General features: G+C 56.9%; 14 protein-coding genes, 1 tRNA gene and 1 pseudogene. 8 read left to right on the plus strand and 8 right to left on the minus strand.

The features are described 5' to 3' along the window. Positions 1–233 precede the first annotated feature (233 nt). A complete protein-coding gene (locus XM38_RS25500) occupies positions 234–2687 on the plus strand; it encodes a M48 family metalloprotease (RefSeq protein ID WP_080812405.1) in 2454 nt (817 codons plus the stop codon). A 685-nt stretch (positions 2688–3372) separates the two neighbouring features. After that, a complete protein-coding gene (locus XM38_RS25505) occupies positions 3373–3822 on the plus strand; it encodes an RNA recognition motif domain-containing protein (RefSeq protein WP_080812400.1) in 450 nt (149 codons plus the stop codon). Between the two features lie 696 nt (positions 3823–4518). Here XM38_RS25505 and XM38_RS25510 read toward each other — a convergent pair. The 3 genes from XM38_RS25510 to XM38_RS25520 form a co-directional block, all read right to left on the minus strand. Further along, the gene (locus XM38_RS25510; protein WP_080812398.1) at positions 4519–5310 is read right to left on the minus strand and encodes a carbonic anhydrase; all 792 of its coding nucleotides are present in this window, start codon (positions 5308–5310) and stop codon (positions 4519–4521) included. Between the two features lie 260 nt (positions 5311–5570). Continuing rightward, positions 5571–6650, minus strand: coding sequence for a class II fructose-bisphosphate aldolase (gene fba / locus XM38_RS25515; protein ID WP_080812396.1), 1080 nt, complete (start codon positions 6648–6650; stop codon positions 5571–5573). A gap of 316 nt (positions 6651–6966) precedes the next feature. Continuing rightward, a tRNA-Lys gene (locus tag XM38_RS25520) sits at positions 6967–7038 on the minus strand. A 322-nt stretch (positions 7039–7360) separates the two neighbouring features. Between XM38_RS25520 and XM38_RS25525 the strand changes: the two genes are divergently transcribed. Further along, positions 7361–7840 carry a hypothetical protein gene (locus tag XM38_RS25525; protein ID WP_080812394.1) on the plus strand — a complete coding sequence of 160 codons (480 nt, stop codon included), beginning with the start codon at positions 7361–7363 and terminating at the stop codon, positions 7838–7840. 189 nt (positions 7841–8029) lie between these two features. Then, entirely contained in the window at positions 8030–9016 is a 987-nt protein-coding gene (gene hemB / locus XM38_RS25530; RefSeq protein ID WP_080812392.1) for a porphobilinogen synthase, read from the plus strand. A gap of 98 nt (positions 9017–9114) precedes the next feature. Here hemB and XM38_RS25535 read toward each other — a convergent pair whose 3' ends face one another. The 4 genes from XM38_RS25535 to XM38_RS25545 form a co-directional block, all read right to left on the minus strand. Then, complete coding sequence (locus XM38_RS25535; RefSeq protein WP_080812391.1) at positions 9115–12045, minus strand: S8 family peptidase; 2931 nt, start codon at positions 12043–12045, stop codon at positions 9115–9117. Between the two features lie 813 nt (positions 12046–12858). After that, positions 12859–13323 carry a hypothetical protein gene (locus XM38_RS25540; protein WP_137455228.1) on the minus strand — a complete coding sequence of 155 codons (465 nt, stop codon included), beginning with the start codon at positions 13321–13323 and terminating at the stop codon, positions 12859–12861. A gap of 73 nt (positions 13324–13396) precedes the next feature. Beyond that, positions 13397–13534: a hypothetical protein gene (locus XM38_RS26260; RefSeq protein ID WP_187329540.1), complete on the minus strand. Its 138-nt coding sequence runs from the start codon at positions 13532–13534 to the stop codon at positions 13397–13399. Beyond that, the gene (locus XM38_RS25545) at positions 13534–13722 is read right to left on the minus strand and encodes a hypothetical protein (RefSeq protein ID WP_088431452.1); all 189 of its coding nucleotides are present in this window, start codon (positions 13720–13722) and stop codon (positions 13534–13536) included. The genes XM38_RS26260 and XM38_RS25545 overlap by 1 nt, the downstream gene beginning before the upstream one ends. Positions 13723–13975: 253 nt before the next feature. Between XM38_RS25545 and XM38_RS25550 the strand changes: the two genes are divergently transcribed. The 4 genes from XM38_RS25550 to XM38_RS25565 are packed head-to-tail and all read left to right on the plus strand — an operon-like array spanning position 13976 to position 19765. Beyond that, complete coding sequence (locus XM38_RS25550; protein ID WP_088431454.1) at positions 13976–15331, plus strand: hypothetical protein; 1356 nt, start codon at positions 13976–13978, stop codon at positions 15329–15331. Beyond that, the gene (locus tag XM38_RS25555) at positions 15328–16482 is read left to right on the plus strand and encodes a DUF1822 family protein (protein WP_225889416.1); all 1155 of its coding nucleotides are present in this window, start codon (positions 15328–15330) and stop codon (positions 16480–16482) included. Before XM38_RS25550 ends, XM38_RS25555 begins: the two co-directional genes overlap by 4 nt. 8 nt (positions 16483–16490) lie before the next feature. Further along, positions 16491–18872, plus strand: a complete 2382-nt coding sequence (locus XM38_RS25560; RefSeq protein WP_225889417.1) for a CHASE2 domain-containing protein — start codon at positions 16491–16493, stop codon at positions 18870–18872. Continuing rightward, a complete protein-coding gene (locus XM38_RS25565) occupies positions 18869–19765 on the plus strand; it encodes a hypothetical protein (protein ID WP_137455229.1) in 897 nt (298 codons plus the stop codon). The genes XM38_RS25560 and XM38_RS25565 overlap by 4 nt, the downstream gene beginning before the upstream one ends. Here the strand turns inward: XM38_RS25565 and XM38_RS29315 are convergent. Then, positions 19689–19896 (minus strand): annotated as a pseudogene (locus XM38_RS29315) (UPF0175 family protein); the annotation flags it as partial. The gene XM38_RS25565 and the pseudogene XM38_RS29315 overlap by 77 nt on opposite strands.

Raw genomic sequence — 19896 nt, forward strand, 5'->3', positions numbered from 1 at the left:
GATAACCACGACACTGACCGCAGACATTTCTGGGTCAAGCAGCCCATTGGGTGAGCCCAATCATGCTGCTGCAACTCGTCTAGGCGCCAGCGACGGTTGCGACATGCTCTCCCTTGAGCCAACTGCTATTGGCAGTTCTGTTGGCAAGGTGGTTTAAGATGAAGAGACTTTGTGGATGATCACGACATTGCCCGGATTCTAGGGAACGGCCGTCACTGTCCTCACCCGATGCCATGTCCCAGTCACCTTCCTCTACCCCTACACCAGGTGCTGATCCAACAGCCATTCAGTTATTTAATCGGGGGATAGCGGCCCTGCAGCGGCAAGAGTATACGGTTGCGATCGCAACCTTCACCCAACTCCAGGCCCAGTTTCCTACCCTCACCAGCTATCAGCTCAAGGCTCAAATGGGCCTAGTCAAGGCCTATGCGGCCCAGGGACAGCATCAAGATGCCATTGCCCTGTGCCAGCGCTTACGGCAGAGCCGCCATCCTAAGGTGCAAGCCTGGGCCAAACGGGTATTGCCACAATTGCTAGCAGATGCTGGGACCCGGTCTGGGGCCAGGCAGAGCAATCCCAGCGGATTTACTCCCTTATCCCCCCAGGCGTCTGCTCAGCAGTCAACCTCTACCACTCAAGCGACGGACCTCAGTGGATTTACCCCCCTATCTGCTAACGCTGACATCAAGCAGCCAGGCGAGGGCCATAGGGAGCCTGGCACCGCCGATGGCAGTGACACTCCTCCCAGGGAGAGCGCACCGGAGACCATGGCTACCTCCCAGGAAAATCCTGCCGAAATTCCGCCAGACTCTCTTTTCCACTATCAGCGCCTGAACCAATCCAGCCCCTCGACGCCAGCAACACCGCCTACTGCTGAGACCAGCGCAGCAGCACCGGCATCTCGCTTCCCGCAGCCTGTCCGTCGTCTCTCCCCGCAAGCCCAGGCTGGAGCCCTCAACGCTGTTATCTGGCAGCTAGGGCTGATTCAAGTCGCCACTGCGGTGGTGTGCTTCTGGCTACTCCGATGGCTGGTGCAGGGCAGTCTGCACAGCATTAACTGGGGCATCGTCAAACTCTCGATTCGCTGGCCCATCTATGTCGCCCCCATCCAAGCCTTTTACCAAGATCACAGCCTCTCGATAGCGGTGATTATCGGGGCACTGATCTTGACGTCCCCCTGGGCTATAGATGGCATGCTGCGCTGGCGCTGGGGTCTTCGTTCTCTGCCTCCCCGTGAACTGCGAACCTATAGCCCTAAAGCCTTGCAACTGATCCAACGGGTCTGCCAACAGCGGGGATGGTTGCGGCCAGAACTGCGCCTCTTGCCCACGGATATGCCCATCAGCTTTAGCTACGGCTGGTGGCCTCGCTACACCCGTATCGTGGTCAGCCAAGGATTACTGACCCAACTCTCAGAGGAGGACTTGACCGCCCTGTATGCCTACGAAGTCAGCCATGTATGTCACTGGGACTTACCGATTATCTCTGGCCTCTCCCTACTGTTGCTGTTATTGCATCAGGGATACTGGTCCCTAGCCCTGTGGGGCAATCGTCGGGGGTCATCTAGTCTTCGCTATCTAGCAGCCTGCGGTGCTGCGGCAGCCTATGGCCTCTACTGGCTGCTGCGTAAGGTAGGGTTACCTCTGTCGCAGCTGCGGAGTCGACGATGCGATCGCACCGCCCTCACCCTGACCCAAGATCCAGACAGCCACCAGCGCCTATTGCTATATCTGGCTGAAACCAGTACCACCGCCATCGAGCAGCAAGGATATCTGCCTCCCCTGATGGAAAGCCTTGACCTTCTCATGCCCATCAGCCCAGCCATGATCTTGCACCTCGGCAGCAGTGCCAGACTCCATCCCTGGGCTGACTTATTAACGTGGGACTGTCAAAGTCCCTATCGCCATTGGCTATCCCTCAACCAACCCCAACCTCTTTTGGGGGAACGTATCCAGACAATGCAGCAATGGGCTCAGTACCATGGCATTGCCTACGACGCCACACTTCCCTCACCAAAATCTGCCCAAGCTGGCCAATCTCCGACAGCATGGTCCCAGCTCCTCTGGCAAGGCAGCCCCATTGTGGGCATGATCACAGGCCTTGGGATTGCCATGGGGCTTTGGTTCATCGGCGGCTTAGTCACTCCCCTGGGCTGGCCGTGGCTGAGCTGGCTTTACCAGGATAGTAGCCTCATCAAAGCCGGTCTGTTGTTGGGCCTGGGCATTGGCATCTTGTTGCGGATTAACCGCACATTCCCCGACATCATCCCCAGTCAAGCCCTGCACAGTCCGGCTCTCCCCAGCCTATTACAATCACCTAGCTGCCTTCCCCTCGATAGCCAACCCATCTATTGGCAGGGAACCGTGCTAGGAGCCCCAGGTATTGCCAGCTGGCTAGGGCAAAATTTACTGTTTAAGACCCAGACAGGGTTAATGCATCTCCATGTTTTGTCTACCCTAGGCCCTATTGGTAATCTCCTCATACCGCAGACGCGACCTGGAGATTTCGTCGGCCACACCCTGACCATCAGCGGTTGGTTTCGCCGTGGCGCCACCGCTCGGATCGATTTAGATACTGTGCAAGCCAACAGAAAACGCCAACACATCAGCAATCCCCCCCTCTGGTCTACGTTACTCAGCCTAGTTTTTTGTAGCTGGGGGCTCTTGATACTGTACACAGGTCAATAACATCAACATCAGAGAGAGTCCCGCTCCCTCTGATGTAAAGAAACATTGCACAATTCGATCGCAAATGTTACATTAATTCACAGAGTGCCAGTACACCTAACCGAATCTTGGTTAACTCCAAGAGCTGGTCGTGGTGCCTAACGTAGGCATTAGGTATCCGGTTCTCCTACTCTCAACACAGCAAAAATAGCCAGTCGAATGTAACGGCTGGCTTTTCTAATCACCGATTCCCTAGAAATTCTTGTGGTAGTTAGCTTCACTTTCCGATGGCATGTTACCTTAATGAGTGGCCTAGGACACGAGTTACTCGCCTAAAAGCTGTGGTAAATGCCACGTTTGCAATAGATACCCTAGAAGAACCAGGGCAGATTTTGGCCTGTTGCCAGGGAAGCAATTCGCAGAGATGGTTGATTCCCACGGCTGCAGATTATAGCTGCAGATAATCATCATGGAAGGTAGACATGCTTTCAGTTCTACCCGTTCTACATAGACTTCGTTTGCTGTTTTCTCACAGGGCGAGTTTACCGCTGGAACCTGCCGCCTCTAACATAACTCAAGCTTACTAATTCATACTTAATTTTGATCATTAGACTGCATATTAGCTCGCGTTAGTCAACATATCAGCCCATAAGAATATCCGTAAAAAAGCATCTAAGTGTAGCGGAGAGAGTTAGAGGTATCTTCCATGTCAGTCCGTTTATATGTCGGCAACCTGCCAAAAGAGCTGGAACGTCAAGATTTAGAGGCCGTTTTTGCTGAATGCAGTGAAGATGTTGTCTCTATTAAATTAATCTCAGACCGTAAGACAGGTAAGTGTCGAGGCTTTGGCTTCGTCACCGTCAAAGATGAGTCGAAAGCAGATGAGATTGCAGAGAAGTACAATGGCTACTTACTGCAAGATACTCCTCTGAAAGTAGAGAAAGCTCTACCCCGTAGTAAGAGCAAATCAGACGATGGGAGTGCCGACACCAATAATGGTTCCGGTTCTCGCCGTAATAAGAGTAATAAGGGCAGTAAAAGCGGCCGCCGCGATAGTGGCTCCTCAGGCAGTAGTGCAGCTCAACCTGATCCTCGCTGGGCCGATGAATTGGCTAAGTTAAAGGAACTCTTAGCCACTCAGACGACCTCCTCTTAGGCCATTGAATTCGAGCAGGCTAGAGTGGGGTAGCTTAAATCAGTGGCTGCCAATAGTTAATCAGGCATTCAGTTAACAGTCAGTCAGCGTTAGTTAGTGCTTGATGCCAGGAGTTGAAACCGCTGTTACCAGAACCTCTGTAAGAGGATATTTGGAAAGTGCCCTGCAACCTTGCTCCAGACTGGATTCTGGCCAACAGAGCCATACGCTCTAAAACGCTTACCCTGCAGGGCTTTCAGCCAAGTTTTCAAATGTCCTTTAAGGGGTGGTTAACTTCCGCCGTGGGGTGCCGGCCGCCAATGGCTTGACCGACTCCAAATCATCTCCCCGCATGAGCTACCCCTTTTCCTAGGACATTGAGGGAATTTGGCTGAATGCTAATCCGTTCTACGGCGTCGGCCAGTCAGCTGAGGGCATGGTGAATCCATCGATTAATCGTTAGGTCTAAGGAGTTGACTGGCTCACCATCGCGTAAAGACTTGCTAGCAGCTGGCTAGACGAAGAGAATCGGCGGACCAGGTCCAGATCGGGTTTAACTCACCTGCATAGGGTAAATAACGCCAGACATATGCCTTACTCCCGGTAGTCGTTCCCAGCCTCTTCTAGTCTCCGCTATGCTGGGGGCCTAAACTATACTGACTACCGGGATTCCTTCTACTGCCGCCTTCTTCACGTCACCACTGCAGTCACCACAAATTACTGGTGGGTCATAGCCGCAGATCCCTGATAAATTCGCTTAGCCTGATTTCGTGACAGCCGGGTAAATCCAGGCAAATGGCTAGAGGGAATGTGGTCATCTTCTTCTGCCGCAGATGTTGTCTGGTCAAGCATCTCTAGGGCCTCTTTATACTCAGGCTCAGGATAAATTTTACTGTGGGGTGGCACAAAGGCATGATATTCAGAATCGTAAGCCAACACCGCCCCCGACTGAATGTTATATACCCAAGCATGGATGGAGAGATCGCCCCGATGGAGGCGGGAATGAATCACTGGATAGGTGCGGAGGTTCTCAATCTGAGTTAACACATTTTCCTGCACCAGTACGTCTAAGCGTCCTGTCTTATCCAGCTGAGCGTAGTGCTCATCTACCAACCGTCGAGTTGCTTCTGTATGGCGCAGCCAGCTATACACCAATGGCATTTTTTCCTCTAGTTCTCCCAGTTGCAATAAACCTTTCATGGCTCCGCAACTGGTGTGCCCGCAGACAATAACTTGCTTGATATTGAGGGCTGCAATGGCATACTCGATAGTCGCCCCTTCCCCGCCATTGGTGGCTTCATAGGGAGGAATGATATTCCCCGCGTTGCGAATTACAAACAAATCCCCAATATCAGCCTGAGTGATGATACTGGGATCTACCCGGGAATCAGAGCAACTAATAAACAGAACCCGCGGATGCTGACCCTTCGCCAGTTCAGCCAGTAAAGCCTTGTGGCTAGGGACATAGGTGCTCTGAAACTTTCGTAATCCACTCAGGAGCTTTTCCATAGCCTCTTCTCTTTATTTAACTTGCCTACTTACCGTATCGACAAACCCTGCCCCTGTGCCAAGGTTCTGGTAAATTATCATGGCCCTTAGTAGTAGGTTGACAACAACCTCCCAACATAGAAATCGGGAGCTTTCCTCAAAGCCCCCGACTACAGCAGGTTCAGCCCAAACCTTAGGGCTTTCCCTGTTAACTTCAGATCCAGACTTAGACGAGACTGATACCCATCCCAGTCCTATCGAGGCCTGACGCTAAGGCTAAACTACACAGTAGCAGTAGACTTAGTCTTGGCCTCCAGCTCACCCTTGGCATACTTAGTGGCGTAATGGTCCACAGTCTCTTGCTTAATCTTGCTGGCATTACCAGCAGTCCAAAATGCTTCGTAGCGCTCGGCACAGACCTGCTTCATGTACTTCATTGCAGGCTTCATGAAGTGGCGAGGATCGAAATTGGCAGGATCCTTAGCTGCCGCCTCACGAATTGCAGCGGTGATAGCTAGGCGGTTATCGGTGTCAATATTGACCTTGCGCACACCACTCTTAATGCCCTTTTGGATTTCCTCAATGGGCACTCCATAAGTCTCAGGAATCTGACCACCGTACTGGTTAATCATGTCCAACCATTCCTGAGGCACCGAGGAAGAACCGTGCATGACCAAGTGAGTGTTCGGCAATCGACCGTGAATTTCCTCAATACGGCTAATGGCTAGGATCTCACCTGTGGGCTTACGAGTGAATTTATAAGCTCCGTGGCTAGTCCCAATGGCCACAGCTAGAGCATCTACCTGAGTAGCTTCCACAAACTGCACGGCTTCATCGGGATCCGTTAGCAGCTGCTCTTTACTCAGGGTGCCTTCAAACCCGTGACCGTCTTCCTTGTCCCCCTTACCAGTCTCCAAGGACCCCAGGCAACCTAGTTCGCCCTCAACACTAACGCCGATAGAGTGGGCTACCTTCACCACTTCAGCGGTGACATTGACGTTGTACTCGAAGCTAGCCGGCGACTTAGCATCCTCTTGTAGGGAGCCGTCCATCATGACACTGGTAAAGCCATTCCGCATGGCGGAGTAGCAAGTGGCCGGAGAATTACCGTGGTCTTGGTGCAACACCACCGGAATGTGGGGGAAGGTTTCGGTTGCAGCCACCACCAGATGGCGCAAGAAGTTCTCACCAGCATATTTCCGAGCACCGCGAGACGCCTGTAGAATCACCGGGCTGTCGGTCTCATCCGCAGCCGTCATGATAGCCAGGATCTGCTCGAGGTTGTTCACGTTATAAGCTGGAATGCCGTAACCATGCTCAGCAGCATGATCCAGCAACAGTCTCATTGGGACAAGCGCCATAAGTATCCTCCTAGTGTTTTCTCGCCGCTTGGCTTGTTACACAGCAATAGGTAACTCTACCTATCAATATTAAGGTAACTTTGATTTATAACGAAATTTTTCGATAAGCTGAAACTACTCTAAAGGATATCAGCCTGCCGACAAAATTGCTTTAGCCGTTTGGGAGCCCATGACAATTCCCTAATCTGCAGCGATAGAGTCTGCTCTCTATCCTGCTTGCGATCGCACCTAAGCCTGTGACCACAAGTAGCTCCAGCAGCATCGACCTACAGTGGCAAAGGCAGCAATATTCTCTGTGCAATATTCTCTGTAAATATGGGTCGCCTGGGATTCGAACCCAGGACCAATCGGTTAAAAGCCGAGTGCTCTACCGCTGAGCTAGCGACCCGAAACGGGCAGTTCGCATTCCTGAACACGATTACTCAATCTAGCACACAAGCACAAAACATTGCGAGTCGATTCGTGCTTCTCCATGCTTCTCTAAGGCCAGACTAGATAATAGCGCCGTAGGCAGGAGCCAGACCTGATGAACTGGCGCAGCAGATCTCCGCGGTCTTTTCGGTGAGCTTGGTTTGCATCGATCCCGATTGAGACAAATTTACCGGCTGATCCGGAGATCCTGTCTTTGGTTGGGCATTCTATAGAGTAAGCACATCTTCGGGTCGTATTTCCTGTTCCGTATACAGATAGCCTATCCATACCGTCTGCCAATGAACTCATCCGATCGGTCCCAAATCGCTCTGGAGCGATTATTAGCGAGGGTTCCCCCCCGTGTTGCTGCCAGCTTTGCCCCAGAACAACTCGAGGCGATTCAAAAAGCGTTAGAGCCCCGTCCCTGGCAGCGCCATCCTGTTGACATTCGCCTGTCTATCCCTTTGCTCTGGCGACGATTTTATTTGGTGCTGATCGCCGGAGAAGAGCAGCGATCGCAAGAGCGACGGTCTAAAGACCGCACATTAAATCCCCTATGGACCCCAGCCAACCTAATCATTGTCAGCATCATTACTGGCACTGGCGTTTTAGCCATGATAGCCCTGGTCACCCTCGGCGGCATGGAACTACCTCGATGGCAACGCACCGTTTTCCCTACAGACGTTCCGTTTAAGGAAGATCGGCAGAGTTGTGAAGAGAGTGGTCGAGTGTGGCGGGATGGAGAATGTATTGATTTTGAGCACGATCCAACCTTTTAATCCAGTTAATCCAGTGCCGTTGACGCTAGCTCTTGAGGGCTAGCGTTTTTCGTTTCGTAAACTAGCCTCTATGGTCCGACCTGACGGGGTGATTCACTAATTTTTTACAGAACATTACGGTAGCTTGAATTGATTGACGAACCAGGCCGTAGACTTTAAGGAACATCTCCATAATCAGCCTACAACGTCATGTTCCCAGTTCATCGTCCGCGACGCCTTCGCAGCCATCCTCAGCTCCGCCGTATGGTGCGGGAGCATGTCGTCACTACCGGCGACTTAATCTATCCCCTGTTTGCGGTGCCTGGCTCAGGGGTAGCGCAGGAAGTTAAGTCCATGCCAGGGGTGTTTCAGTTATCGGTAGATAAGCTCGTCGAAGAAGCCAAAGAAGTCTATGAGCTGGGCATTCCAGCAATTATTCTATTTGGCATCCCCGATACCAAAGATGAAGAGGCCACTGGGGCCTGGCATGACTGTGGCATTGTACAAAAGGCCACTACGGCCGTTAAAGCAGCCGTTCCCGATCTGATCGTGGCGGTGGATACCTGCCTGTGTGAATATACGTCCCATGGCCATTGTGGCTATTTGGAAGTCGGGGATCTGGCTGGGCGCGTGTTGAACGATCCCACCCTAGAGTTGCTGAAGAAAACAGCCGTCTCTCAAGCGAAAGCGGGGGCGGATATCATTGCGCCCTCAGGCATGATGGATGGCTTTGTGCAGGCAATTCGTTCCGGATTAGACGACGCTGGCTTTAAGCAACTGCCAATTCTCTCCTACGCCGCCAAGTATGCCTCTGCCTATTACGGACCATTCCGGGATGCCGCCGAGTCTGCCCCCCAGTTTGGCGATCGCCGCACCTATCAGATGGATCCGGCCAATGGCACCGAGGCCCTGAAGGAGATTGAGCTAGATATCGCGGAAGGGGCCGACATGCTGATGGTGAAACCGGCCCTGGCCTACATGGATATTATCTGGCGCGTTAAAGAGGCGACTAATCTACCGGTGGCAGCCTATAACGTCTCCGGAGAATACTCCATGATCAAGGCTGCTGCCTTAAACGGCTGGGTCGATGAGCAAAAAGTAGTGATGGAAACCATGCACGGCTTCAAGCGAGCGGGGGCTGATCTGATTCTGACCTACCACGCCAAGGACATTGCCCGCTGGTCAGAGGCTGATTAACCTACAATCCGGGTTTATGGCGAAGAGGAGACGTTGAATGACGTCCCCTCTTTTGGCATTTGGCCTGGCGCGCATCTAGCGAGTAGGCCGATGTTGGCCTAGACAGTCGCCACTGCCTCAGGGCCAGGCAGTTGAGTCAGCACCAGATCGTTGTAGTCGAAGTCACTCCAGTCTTCGAATCCCCAGCTGTTGCCACTGTGGTCCCAGCGTCCCTGGCTTTGCAGGCTGTCTGCAAGGGTCACCAGCTTGTTGCTGTTCCCCCGTGTCAGCATGGCGGGAGCCAGATACTGGCCATTGAGGGTATCAAGATCCAGTTCGAAGATCTCCGAGGCGCCATCGTCGACTCCCCATTGCACATCTAACAGACGTTCCCGCACCGCATCGTCGTAGCCAGCCTGACCTGGCAGCACGGTTTGGCCATTGACCTCAATGCCGCCTTGGCTATCGGTGAGATAGAAGCTGAGCAGATTGTCGCTGGCAGATTCTCGGGTCAGTTCAAAGCTGAGGCTAGATTGGCCGGTGATATCGATTAGGGTATCCAGAGGCGCTTGGGGCTGCACAGGGGACTCTACCAACAGCTGATTGGCAGGCAGCACTGCTGGCTGGTTGGAGACGGCTGCCCCACCACGGCCTTGACTCACCGGTAGTGACGAGTTGATCAGATCGAGGTTATCGATCAGCAGGGCTGAGTTCACTGAGGTATCGCCGACATCGGCCACGCCAATGGCCACGTTGTAGACACCAGTCTGAGTAAACTCATAGGTGAAGGCATCGTACCCGGTCTGATTAGCGTAGTCAGCTCCGCCGAAGCTGACGACATCGCTGCCGGTATCGGCGAGTTCACCACCAAACTGGGAATCGATGACAACGAAGCCAAAATCGTTGAAAGAGGGGCTAGGGGTGGCTTCGTTGGTCAGGAAGCTCCAATCGAAGCTGAGGGTATCGCCGGCATCGGCTTGGAAGGAGAACACTTCAATGGCTGAGCCCTCTTGGACATCACCATTGCCCATGGCATCCAGCGCCCCAGCCTGTAACCCCAAGAAAGATTCTAGGGCGGCTTCTGGAGCAGCTCCATCGGCGGTGGTCACGAGGGCTTGATATTGTCCCTCGGTGGGATTGGCCCCAAAGCTGTTAGTAACCACCGAGGTATCGCCGAGGCTGCGCCAACCGGTGAGGTTACCGACTTCAAAGCCCCAGTTGTTCAGGGACTGACTGTCTAGCAGGGCAAAATTATCCACCAGGAGACCGGAGTTGACGGATGAATCGCCTTCGTCGACGACGCCGAGGCCGATGTCGTAGGTGCCATCCTGGGCAAAGATGTAGTTGAAGGTGCCGTAGCCAGTTTGGTTACTGAAGCCACTGCCGCCGAAGCTGACGAAGTCGGCTTGGGTATCGGCCAGTTCGCCGCTGAAGGCATCGCTGATGGTGAAGAAGCCGAAGTCGTTAAAGGAGCTAGGAGTTAGTTCGTTGGTGAGGAAGTTCCAGTCGAAGCTGAGCAGGTCACCCGCCTGGACGGTGATGGCAGCCAGCTTCAGGGCAGACCCGGTGGTGACATTGCCATTGCCGAACACATCTAGGCTGCCGGGATTTAATCCCAGAAAACTTTCCAGGCTGGCCTCATCGACAGAGCCACTGCCATTGGTGAGCAAGGCCTGGTAGGTGCCATCGGTAGGACCCACTCCGATGGTGTCGGTCTCGATGGTGGTCGCGCCCAGGGTGGACCAGCCGGTAAAGTCGCCGAATTCGAAGCTGAGGTTGTCACTGGGGGTAGTGCCAGGATTCAGGGCGTTGAAGGCATTGAGCCGGCCGCCAGTTACGGTTTTGCCGGTTAAAGCCGCCACCGGATCGACGCCGTCGAGGATGGCTTGTTTGACCTCCTGGAAGGAGAGGCTGGGATCTTGACTGAGCACCTGGGCGGCTACTCCGGCTACATGGGGCGTGGCCATGGAGGTGCCGCTGAAGCTGGCATAGCCACCAGGAATGGTGCTTAAGATGTCGACCCCGGGGGCAGCCAGATCCACAGAGGTGGCGCCGTAGTTGGAAAAGCTACCGAGTTGATCGGTGTGGTCGGTGGCGGCGACGGCAATGATATTGTCCAGGTCGTAGTTGGAGGGATAGTGGGGAATTAGGTCATTGTTATCGCCAATGCCGTCGAGGCCACCATTGCCGGCGGCGGCGATGAAGAGCTGATCGGCAGCTCCGGCGGCTGCGATCGCATCGTAGATGGCCTGGCTAGGGGAACTACCGCCCCAGCTGTTGTTGGTCAGATCGGCCCCCATTAGGGTGGCGTATTCGATGGCCTGGGTGATGGCGAAGGTGGTGGTGGTACCGGCGGCATCGAAGATTTTTAGGGCCATCAACTGGGCATCAGGAGCGACCCCGGCAACGCCGATGCCATTATTGGTTTCGGCAGCAATGGTGCCGGCCACATGGGTGCCATGGCTATTGTCATCTATGGGATCAGAATCATTGTTGATGAAGTCATAGCCGTAGACATCATCGACATAGCCATTGCCATCGTCATCGAGGCCATTACCGGCGATCTCCCCGGCGTTGATCCACATGTTGTCGTTGAGATCGGGGTGGGTATAGTCAATGCCACTATCAATGACGCCGACCACCACAGTGTTGCCAGTGCTCTGCTGCCAGGCCTCGGGGGCATCGATATCGACATCGGGGATGCCACCGGTTTGACCGGTGTTATGCAGGCCCCACTGGTCTGACAGGTCGGGATCATTGGGCAGCGGTGGTGTGGTTGGCGTATTTGTCGGTCCCCCTTGCAGGGTATAGATGGCGTTGGGTTCGATGTACTCCACCAGAGGGTGATCCTGGTAGGCGGCGATGGCTTCTGCTGTGGTCATGCCATCGATCTGCCACAGTTGCAGCGCATCGCCAGAGGCGGTGGCTAAGACCGAAGCCTGTAAGCCGTTCTGAAGTTGGTCAGCACCGGCCAGGCTAGCGCCTGACTTAAACTTGATGATGACTTCACCGGCTTTGATTGGGTTAGACGAGCGGGCGGAGAAATTCATGGTTAGCTCCTTGATTTAGACAGGTTGGGGGGAGCCTGTCAGCAGATGCCATCCCTGATTCCATCACGTCTCTGGCCAGCCTGGGATAGTTAATCCTGCCGTTTTCCGGCCTAGACTGCGTATGGGGCTTTATGGAGAACACACCGCATCTGCTGGGGTTAGTCGAGGGCTCCAACCTTGCGGTCATCGATGAGTACGTCTCACGACGCTGCACCTATGCACTTGATTGACGGACACAAATCTCATGGCTGGCGGCTAGAAGCCGCACCTATTGCGTTTGTCAGGTAGCTGAGGACATCGAGAATCGCTCCCATGCCTAGACTAGGGAGCTACCCGACCGCAACCGTCCTAAGCATAGGCACGGTTGCTATGTACAGACACTAGTACAGAAAGGCAGAAGGAAAAGGGCAGAAGGCAGAAGGCTTCAATTCAAAATTCAAAATTCAAAATTCAAAATTTATTGCTACCTTGCCGATGCGATGCGATCCACAACGGCTGATCGACCATCCCTTCCGCAGGGTCCAGGGCGGTAGTTCGACTGCGTTGCTCCTGCGGAGCCGCTTTGCGAACACCACAAGCGGTTCGCCCTGGTCGTAGGAGTCCGAGGGGAACGAGATCCCCTCGGGCGAGCACCCCGAGCTACCCAATTAAGCGTAGTCTTATCAAGGTCTACTACTCACACCGATGCGACGCGATCCACAACGGCTGATCGACGCAGGCCGACTTTTGTATAGCAGCGGTTTACTCAAAGAGAAGCCACTTCGCCCCGCCTTAACGTTTTGTCTTGCCCGCTTCATGGGCTCACCATTGAGTCTAGAGCCGTTCCGCCAGATAAGCCCGAAACCCAGCCATTTTGCCATTGTCGTTCCAGCGCTCCCCAAAACGCTTGAGGGTCTCAATCAGATGGGGCTCTCCGTCCTGGAGGGCAGGGTCAAAACCCAGCAGCTCTCTTTGGGGAGTCAGGCTGCTCCAATCCTCGACCTCGGGTTGCCACCACAAGACTCGACAGATGCGATGGTACCAGAGGCCTTCTTCATAGGCTTCACAGTCCAGAATTTCGACCAGGTGAGTGAGTCTGCCGTTTTGGATCAGGGCCACCTGATCTGCCGCTTCAAGTTGATTCGCCTTATCGGTATGAAACCCCAGAGGAAAGACCGTGACGTAGTTATGGTCAACAGTGTGCGGCATGTCTCGGATGCGATCGCGCGTGTAGGCCCACCCACTGGGGTCATGGATGACCTTGACCCACTTCAGCTTTGAGAGGTCGATATGACTCATGTCCATAACTCAGTAAGGGGCTGTCAGGCCGGGCAGGAAGCAAGGGCAGAGCCATTACCTGGTTGATGCTCGACTAAGTATCTGCAGGCGATTCAGCGGCGGTCTCAGGGGCAGCCTCGGCGGGGGTGGCGTCGGTTGTTGTCTTCTCGGCGGAGTCAGCCGCAGGGGCTGCGGGTTGGGGGGTTGCCCGGGAAGGCTTGGGACCGCGCATCAGGGCTGGGTTAACTGGCGGTTTAGGCGTATCTCGTTCACCGCGGTTGCGATCGCGTTTGCCTTTGCCCTTACCCGTCCCCGCTGCTTCTGTTGCCGGGGGTCTTGCTGATCTCGGGACGCTGGAGACGATTCGGCGCTCTCTGCTTGTTTGGCTCGCTCAGAGCGCTTAATGGGACGGTCGACCATGGCTAACCCTTGCTAAACACCTAGCTGATCCTAGCGTGAAGCAGTCGCCAGGCAGTGGCTACCCCACTATTGGCTGGATACGGCAGCCGACTCAATGCCCGAAGCTCAGCCCGAGTGAATAAGTCGCTGGGGCTCAGAAATAGGACTAAACATGCAGAGAGCTATCCCCATGCAGAGCCCCATGCAAAGCCCTAACCTTGGCTGCGGTTTGGCTCAATGCCAGACTAAACACAACTTCTTGCCTATTGCCGCTATGGATACCGCCAGCCAATACTGGCATCTCATTCGGCTGACTGGGGCTGGCGATGGCCATAGCCACATGGTGCCTCAGGTCAAGACCTGGCTGCAGCCATGGTTAGCCGATGATATTAAGGATGCCGAGACCACTCTGCAGCAGCGGCTGATCACGATCTGGCAGGCCAATCACGGCCAAGCCGACCTGGCCCAGCTGAGTCTGCGCTGCTTTATCAGTCATCAGATTCGCGATGTCTGCCTGCAATTGGCCCAGCGCTTCGGCCCTACCCATGGCTTTAGCGCCCGGGATTTATTTCCCCTGGTATTAGACGATGACGGCCAGCTGCAGCCCAACCACCGCCCCTTCACCCTGGAGATTCTAGACACCTACGACCCGACCCAGGCCAATCTCGGCGCCTGGGCCCGGCGGCTCACCCAGCACCATCGCGATCTGAATCAGGCCTTGCTGGAGCAGGGCCTCTATCGGGCCAGCGATTGGGCTATCCTCAACGACACCTCTGTCAAGCAGCTGCAGCGGATTCTGCAGGACTACCACCACTGCAGTGATCACGAAATCAGCCGGGCCAGCCGGTTACTGCAGCAGTATCACCAGGTGTATCGTCGCGATCGCATCCGCAACCGCCAGGGAAGTGCCAACACTCGCTGTCAGCCCCCCAGCCGGGAACAGTTGCAGCGCATTGAGCCGGCCATGGCGCCGAGATCATTGCTACACCGGCTCAAGACCCTGGCCAGCCAGCTGCGGGCCTATCGCATTCACGTCCGCAGTGGTCACCCCATTCCCTATAGCGATGCCGCCGTCGACTGGACCCAGGTAGCCGACCCTAGGCAGTCCTGCCCCAATGATGACGATCAAGCTGCCTTCTTGGCCGCCTATCGCCAGGCCCTGGAGCAAGACCTGGACGCCGCCATTGCCGACAGCATTACCACCGCCATCACCCAGCTACGGCAGCGCCGCCCGCCCAAAGATGACCCCTATGTCGAGGGCCTGTATTTATTCCACTGCCAGGGGATGGCCATGGGGCAACTGGCTCCCCGGCTGGGCCTCAGTGGTCAGGTGCAGGTGAATCGGCTGCTGCAGCTGAAACGCCTGCGGGCCGAGGTGCGTCATCGCCTGATTCCTAGCCTCTGCCAAACCGTCTACCAAGCGGCCCAACCCTATGTGTCTGCCGCCCAGCTCCAGCAGCTGAACCAGACCCTGGAGCAGCTATTGACCCAGGAGGTGGATCAGCTCCTGGACGAGGCCCGATCGGAAGCGCAAATTCCTAAAGATCGCACGGCTCAGAGTCTGTTTGCCCGTCGTCTCTGCCACGTAATTCATCGCTTTCTGTCGTCCCCTGAGACAGCCCTTGAATGAGTCGTTCTTCCCACACCGTCACCATGATGATTTCTATGAGCACTCCCGTGTCGCCCCAGGATTTTGACATTGCCCCTTGGCGCCCTAACACTGTGACCCTGCCAGAGACAGCAGTGCAGTGGGCCCTGCAGACATGTCAACCGATCCCAGATCCGGCCCAACAATGGCAGATATTTCTACAAGCGCTGGCGCTACAGGGGTTTCAGCAGTGGTTAGCTGCTGGCACCTTAGAGTTGCCCCTGAGTGATGCTGGCCAACAGCAGCTGGAGGCAGGAATGACGACTTATCAGGTGGAGGGGTTCCGCCTCTGCCTGGTGGCCCAGGGTAGCCTCAGCGATGACCGGGTGACCCTGCCAGCAGCCAGCCTAGCGGCGACCAACGCCCATGCCCATTTCTGGGTTTTGCTGGAGGTGCAGGAAGAGGTCAACCAGGTGACGGTGCTGGGCAGTCTGCGTTGCGATCGCATCACCGCGGCCCAACCCCTGCGGCCCAACGCCGAGGGCAGCTACACCGTGCCCATCGCCGCCTTCGACACCGCCCCCGAAGAGTTATTGCTGTACCTGAGCTGTTTGGACCCGGCCCAGTTGGCCGCCCCCAGCCTGGTTCGTCCCGCCGCCGAGGATATTCACCCCGGCGCCACCGACCGGCCCATCAATGTGGGCCGCTGGCTACAAGACCAGCTAGACGCCATGGCCGCCAGTCTGGCCTGGACCCTGCTGCCGCCCCTGGTGCCCACCACCGCTGGCCTGCGCAGCCCCAGCGAAACCTTGACGGCGATGCTGGAGGAGCTGGAACCGACCCTGCCGGTGCCGGAGACGGCCGAGGGGCCTACACCGGATTTGCAGCGCTTTGGCTTGCCCTTTCGGCTCTATGCCCTCACCTGGACCCTGTTTGAATCGGCAACCCCGGAATGGTCTCTCCTGTTGCTCCTGGGTCCGGTCGACGGCCGTCAGCTGCCTGCCGGGATCCGGCTGATGCTGCAGGATCAGCACACCATCCTGGTGGATCAGACCCTGAGCACCGACGCCGACGCCACCTATCTCTACGGCCAGGTCATCGGCACCTGGGAGGAAGAGTTCATGGCCACGGTGCAGTTACCCAGTGGCTCTACCCTCACCTTCCCCCCCTTTGTGTTTAACCCTGCCCCCTAGAGGCCGCCATGATCTATCGACTCACCGTTCACAAGATTGACCACAGCTGCCTGTTCGAACTGACTTGGGGCCAAAGCCAGCGGCTGACCGCCAGCCTGCCCTATCCCCCGGCCTTGACCACCCTCTACGGCGCCTGGCAGCGGGCCTATGTGACCTACTACCAACAAGGACTGCGGGGCCGGCCCGGGGCCGTGGGGCAGGTCTCGGCGATGGCCAAGCTGGACTGGCACAGCCAGGTGGTGCAGGCAGAAGCCCGCCTCCTCTCGGAGTTCCATCGCTGGCTGCGCCACGAGGCCCTCTTCGATCTGCGGGCCGAGTTAATGCGGCGGTCGCCGTCCGCAGCCGGTACTGCCGAGACGCGAGAACTATTTCTAGCCTGTTCTCCCCTGGAGCTGGCTCGTCTGCCCTGGGAGACCTGGGAAGTGGGGGCCGATCTGGGCCAACCGGGTCAGATTCAAATCGTGCGCTCCCCCGCCACCATCCGTTCGCCCACCGCTGATCAGCAGCCGATACGCCGGGGCAAACCTCGGGTGCTAGCCATCTTAGGCGATGAGACGGGGCTCGACTTCGCCGGCGATCGCACCGCCCTCAAGGCCCAAAAGCAGCAGCTAGAGGTGCACTATCTGGGCTGGCAACCCCAAGAAGATGCGACCGCCCTGAAGCAGCGCATCTGCCAGACCCTGGCCGACTCCCGAGGCTGGGATGTGTTGTTATTTGCCGGCCACAGCAACGAGGAGCAGCTGCTGGCCGGGCAGATCGCCATTGCCCCCCATACGTTTATCTCGGTCAAGGAACTGGCCCCCTATCTGCAGCAGGCCCAACGGCGGGGGTTGCGGTTTGCCCTGTTTAATTCCTGCAATGGCCTGGATATCGCCAATGGCTTGATCAGCCTGGGCCTGAGCCAGGTGGCGATCATGCGGGAGCCGATCCATAACCAGGTGGCCCACAGCTTTCTGCTGCAGTTTCTGCAGCGGCTAGCCAACCACGAGGACGCCCAGGCGGCTCTGATGGGGGCCTGTCAGGATCTAAAGCTGGAAAAACAACTCACCTATCCCTCGGCCTATTTGGTCCCTTCCCTGTTTCGCCACCCCGATTCGCGGCCCTACCGGATCCCGCAGCGGGGCTGGTGGCGGCGCTGGCGACCCCGCCGCCGAGAAATGCTGGGGGTTGCGGCCCTGGCTCTGATCTCCCTGTTGCCGCCGGTGCAAGACTGGTTAATGAATCAACGGGTGCGATCGCAAGCCATCTATCGCCAGCTCACCGGTCAGATCGCGCCCCAGTCCAGTCCTCCCATCATGCTGGTGCAGATCGACGACCGCACCCTGCAGGAATGGCGCATCGCCGAACCCCTGCCCATCGACCGCACCCTGCTGGCAGCGATCGTCACCCAGCTCAACCAACTGCAGGCACCGGTGGTGGGGATTGACTACCTGCTGGATCGGCCCCTGGCCGCAGATGCCCAGTTGCGACGCGCCCTCACCCAGGGAATTATCCAGGGAGACCGCTGGTTTGTGTTTGGGGCCAAGCGCAACCATCGGGGGGAGTGGCTGACGGTGCATGCCGATGTGGCCTCGCTGAACTGGAGCCTGGAGGGCGACATCTGGGTGCCCTGGTGGCACATTCGCCCCCGGGGCTGGTCGGATCGGCCCCGGCCCTTTAGCTACCAACTGGCCATGGCCTACCACCTCAGCCAAACCCCAGCCGGCCCCGTACCCGACCTGGCCAGCCGGCAATCCCTCCAGACCTTGATTCAGGACCACTGGCAGGCCACCCAGCAGCGGCCCCCCTTATCACCGCGATCCCGTTTACACCCCATCACCAATGGCTCTTACTGGCTCTATCAACGCTGGTTGCAGCCCCTGTTAGATTTCTCCATGCCGCCCCGGCAGGTGTATACCGCCGTGCCCGCCTGGCAACTGCTGCAGGCCCCCGAGCAGGTAATGGCTACCCTGGGACTCGACTCCTTGGCCGATCGGGTGGTGATCGTGGCCGCCGGGGGCTACGACGAGGCCGGCTCTGCCGCCGGTGGTGGGGACAACTGGCCGCCGCCGCCGGCGATGGCTTACTGGCGGGATTCTGCGACCACCGGCCTCACGGGGGGCGAGGCCCATGCCTACATGGCCCATCACTTCTTGACCGGCCACCTGGTGGTGCCCCTACCCGATCTCTGGTTGGTGTTGGTGGCCGCCTTGGTGGGCAAGGCCCTGACGATGGCCGCTGCCCGCTGGCCCGACCCCCTGCGCTGGCGGTTGATCTTAGGCCTGGCCACGGCCGGCTATGGTCTGCTGACCCTGCAGCTCTACATCGGCGGCGCCCTACTGCCTACCGTGGCTGCTGCCCGCGGCAACGGTGTGGTTCTATCTCTGGCCCTATTGGAGGATTCACCATGACAAGGCTTAATCGATATCTGCTGACCCTGGCGGCCCTGCTGGGGATGACCATCGGCAGTGGCGGCCTGGCCCTGGCTGGCCAAGCTCAAGAGCTGGTCTCACCCACGGGCTGGCGAGAGATCTTCCGCTTCCTGCGGGAGGAGGCCGAGGACCGCCGGAATGGCCGCAATGGTGGCCCCAGGCCGGTGGGACTCTGCCTCCTCACCCCTGGCGCTGAGGAAGTGGTCTGGCATCGCACACCGCGCTTGCTCTGGCAGGGAGACTACACGGTAGGGGTGCGACGGACCGGCCAGGATCAGGTGCAGTGGCCAGAGAGCACTACCTCCCTGCCGGCAGGAATACACGCCGCCGACTATGGGGTCACCCCATTACCCTCAGGCCAATATGACTGGGTCCTCTACATCAACGCACAGGATACGGCAAACCCCACCCTGTGGTACCCCTTTACGGTGATGGCCACCGGGGAACAACGCGATCGCATCACCACTCACTTGGCCGTCTTGCAAGCCCGGTTGACCCACGAGGGGGCCAGTGTGGAGGCCATTGCCCAGGCCCGGGCCGACTACTTCCTGGACCATGACCTACCCGCCGATGCCCTGCAGGAGGTGTTCGCCGTCAGCAACCCCTCCGAGGAGCTGCTGGCGATGCAAGAGACCCTGGTACAGGAATATGCGGTAACGGATAATAAGGCAGGTCCAGCGGCGTCAGCCCCATGGGGAGCATGTAGGATGGGCATTGCCAAAACTAAGCCGGGCATCTTGGCCAAAGCCTTTGAGGCAATGCCCATCAGCAACTCTGGTAATAGATTGGGAGGTTTTATGATGAAACCGACTTCATCTCCAGGTCTTCGAGTTCTGCACTCAAGGGGCAGACGTGGTATGGCTCCAGGCTGAGCAAAAATTCAACCCGCGACATCCCAGCTAACTCTGCGGCCCGCCCAGAAGACAACCGCCCCCAGTTCGTACAGTTTGACCGCTGCCAGCACGGGCAGTTCGCGGGCGAATCCTGCAGCGTCGGTCTTTTC

Origin of the sequence: Halomicronema hongdechloris C2206 (genome assembly GCF_002075285.3) — a bacterium.
Classification (GTDB): Bacteria; Cyanobacteriota; Cyanobacteriia; order Phormidesmidales; family Phormidesmidaceae; genus Halomicronema_B; species Halomicronema_B hongdechloris.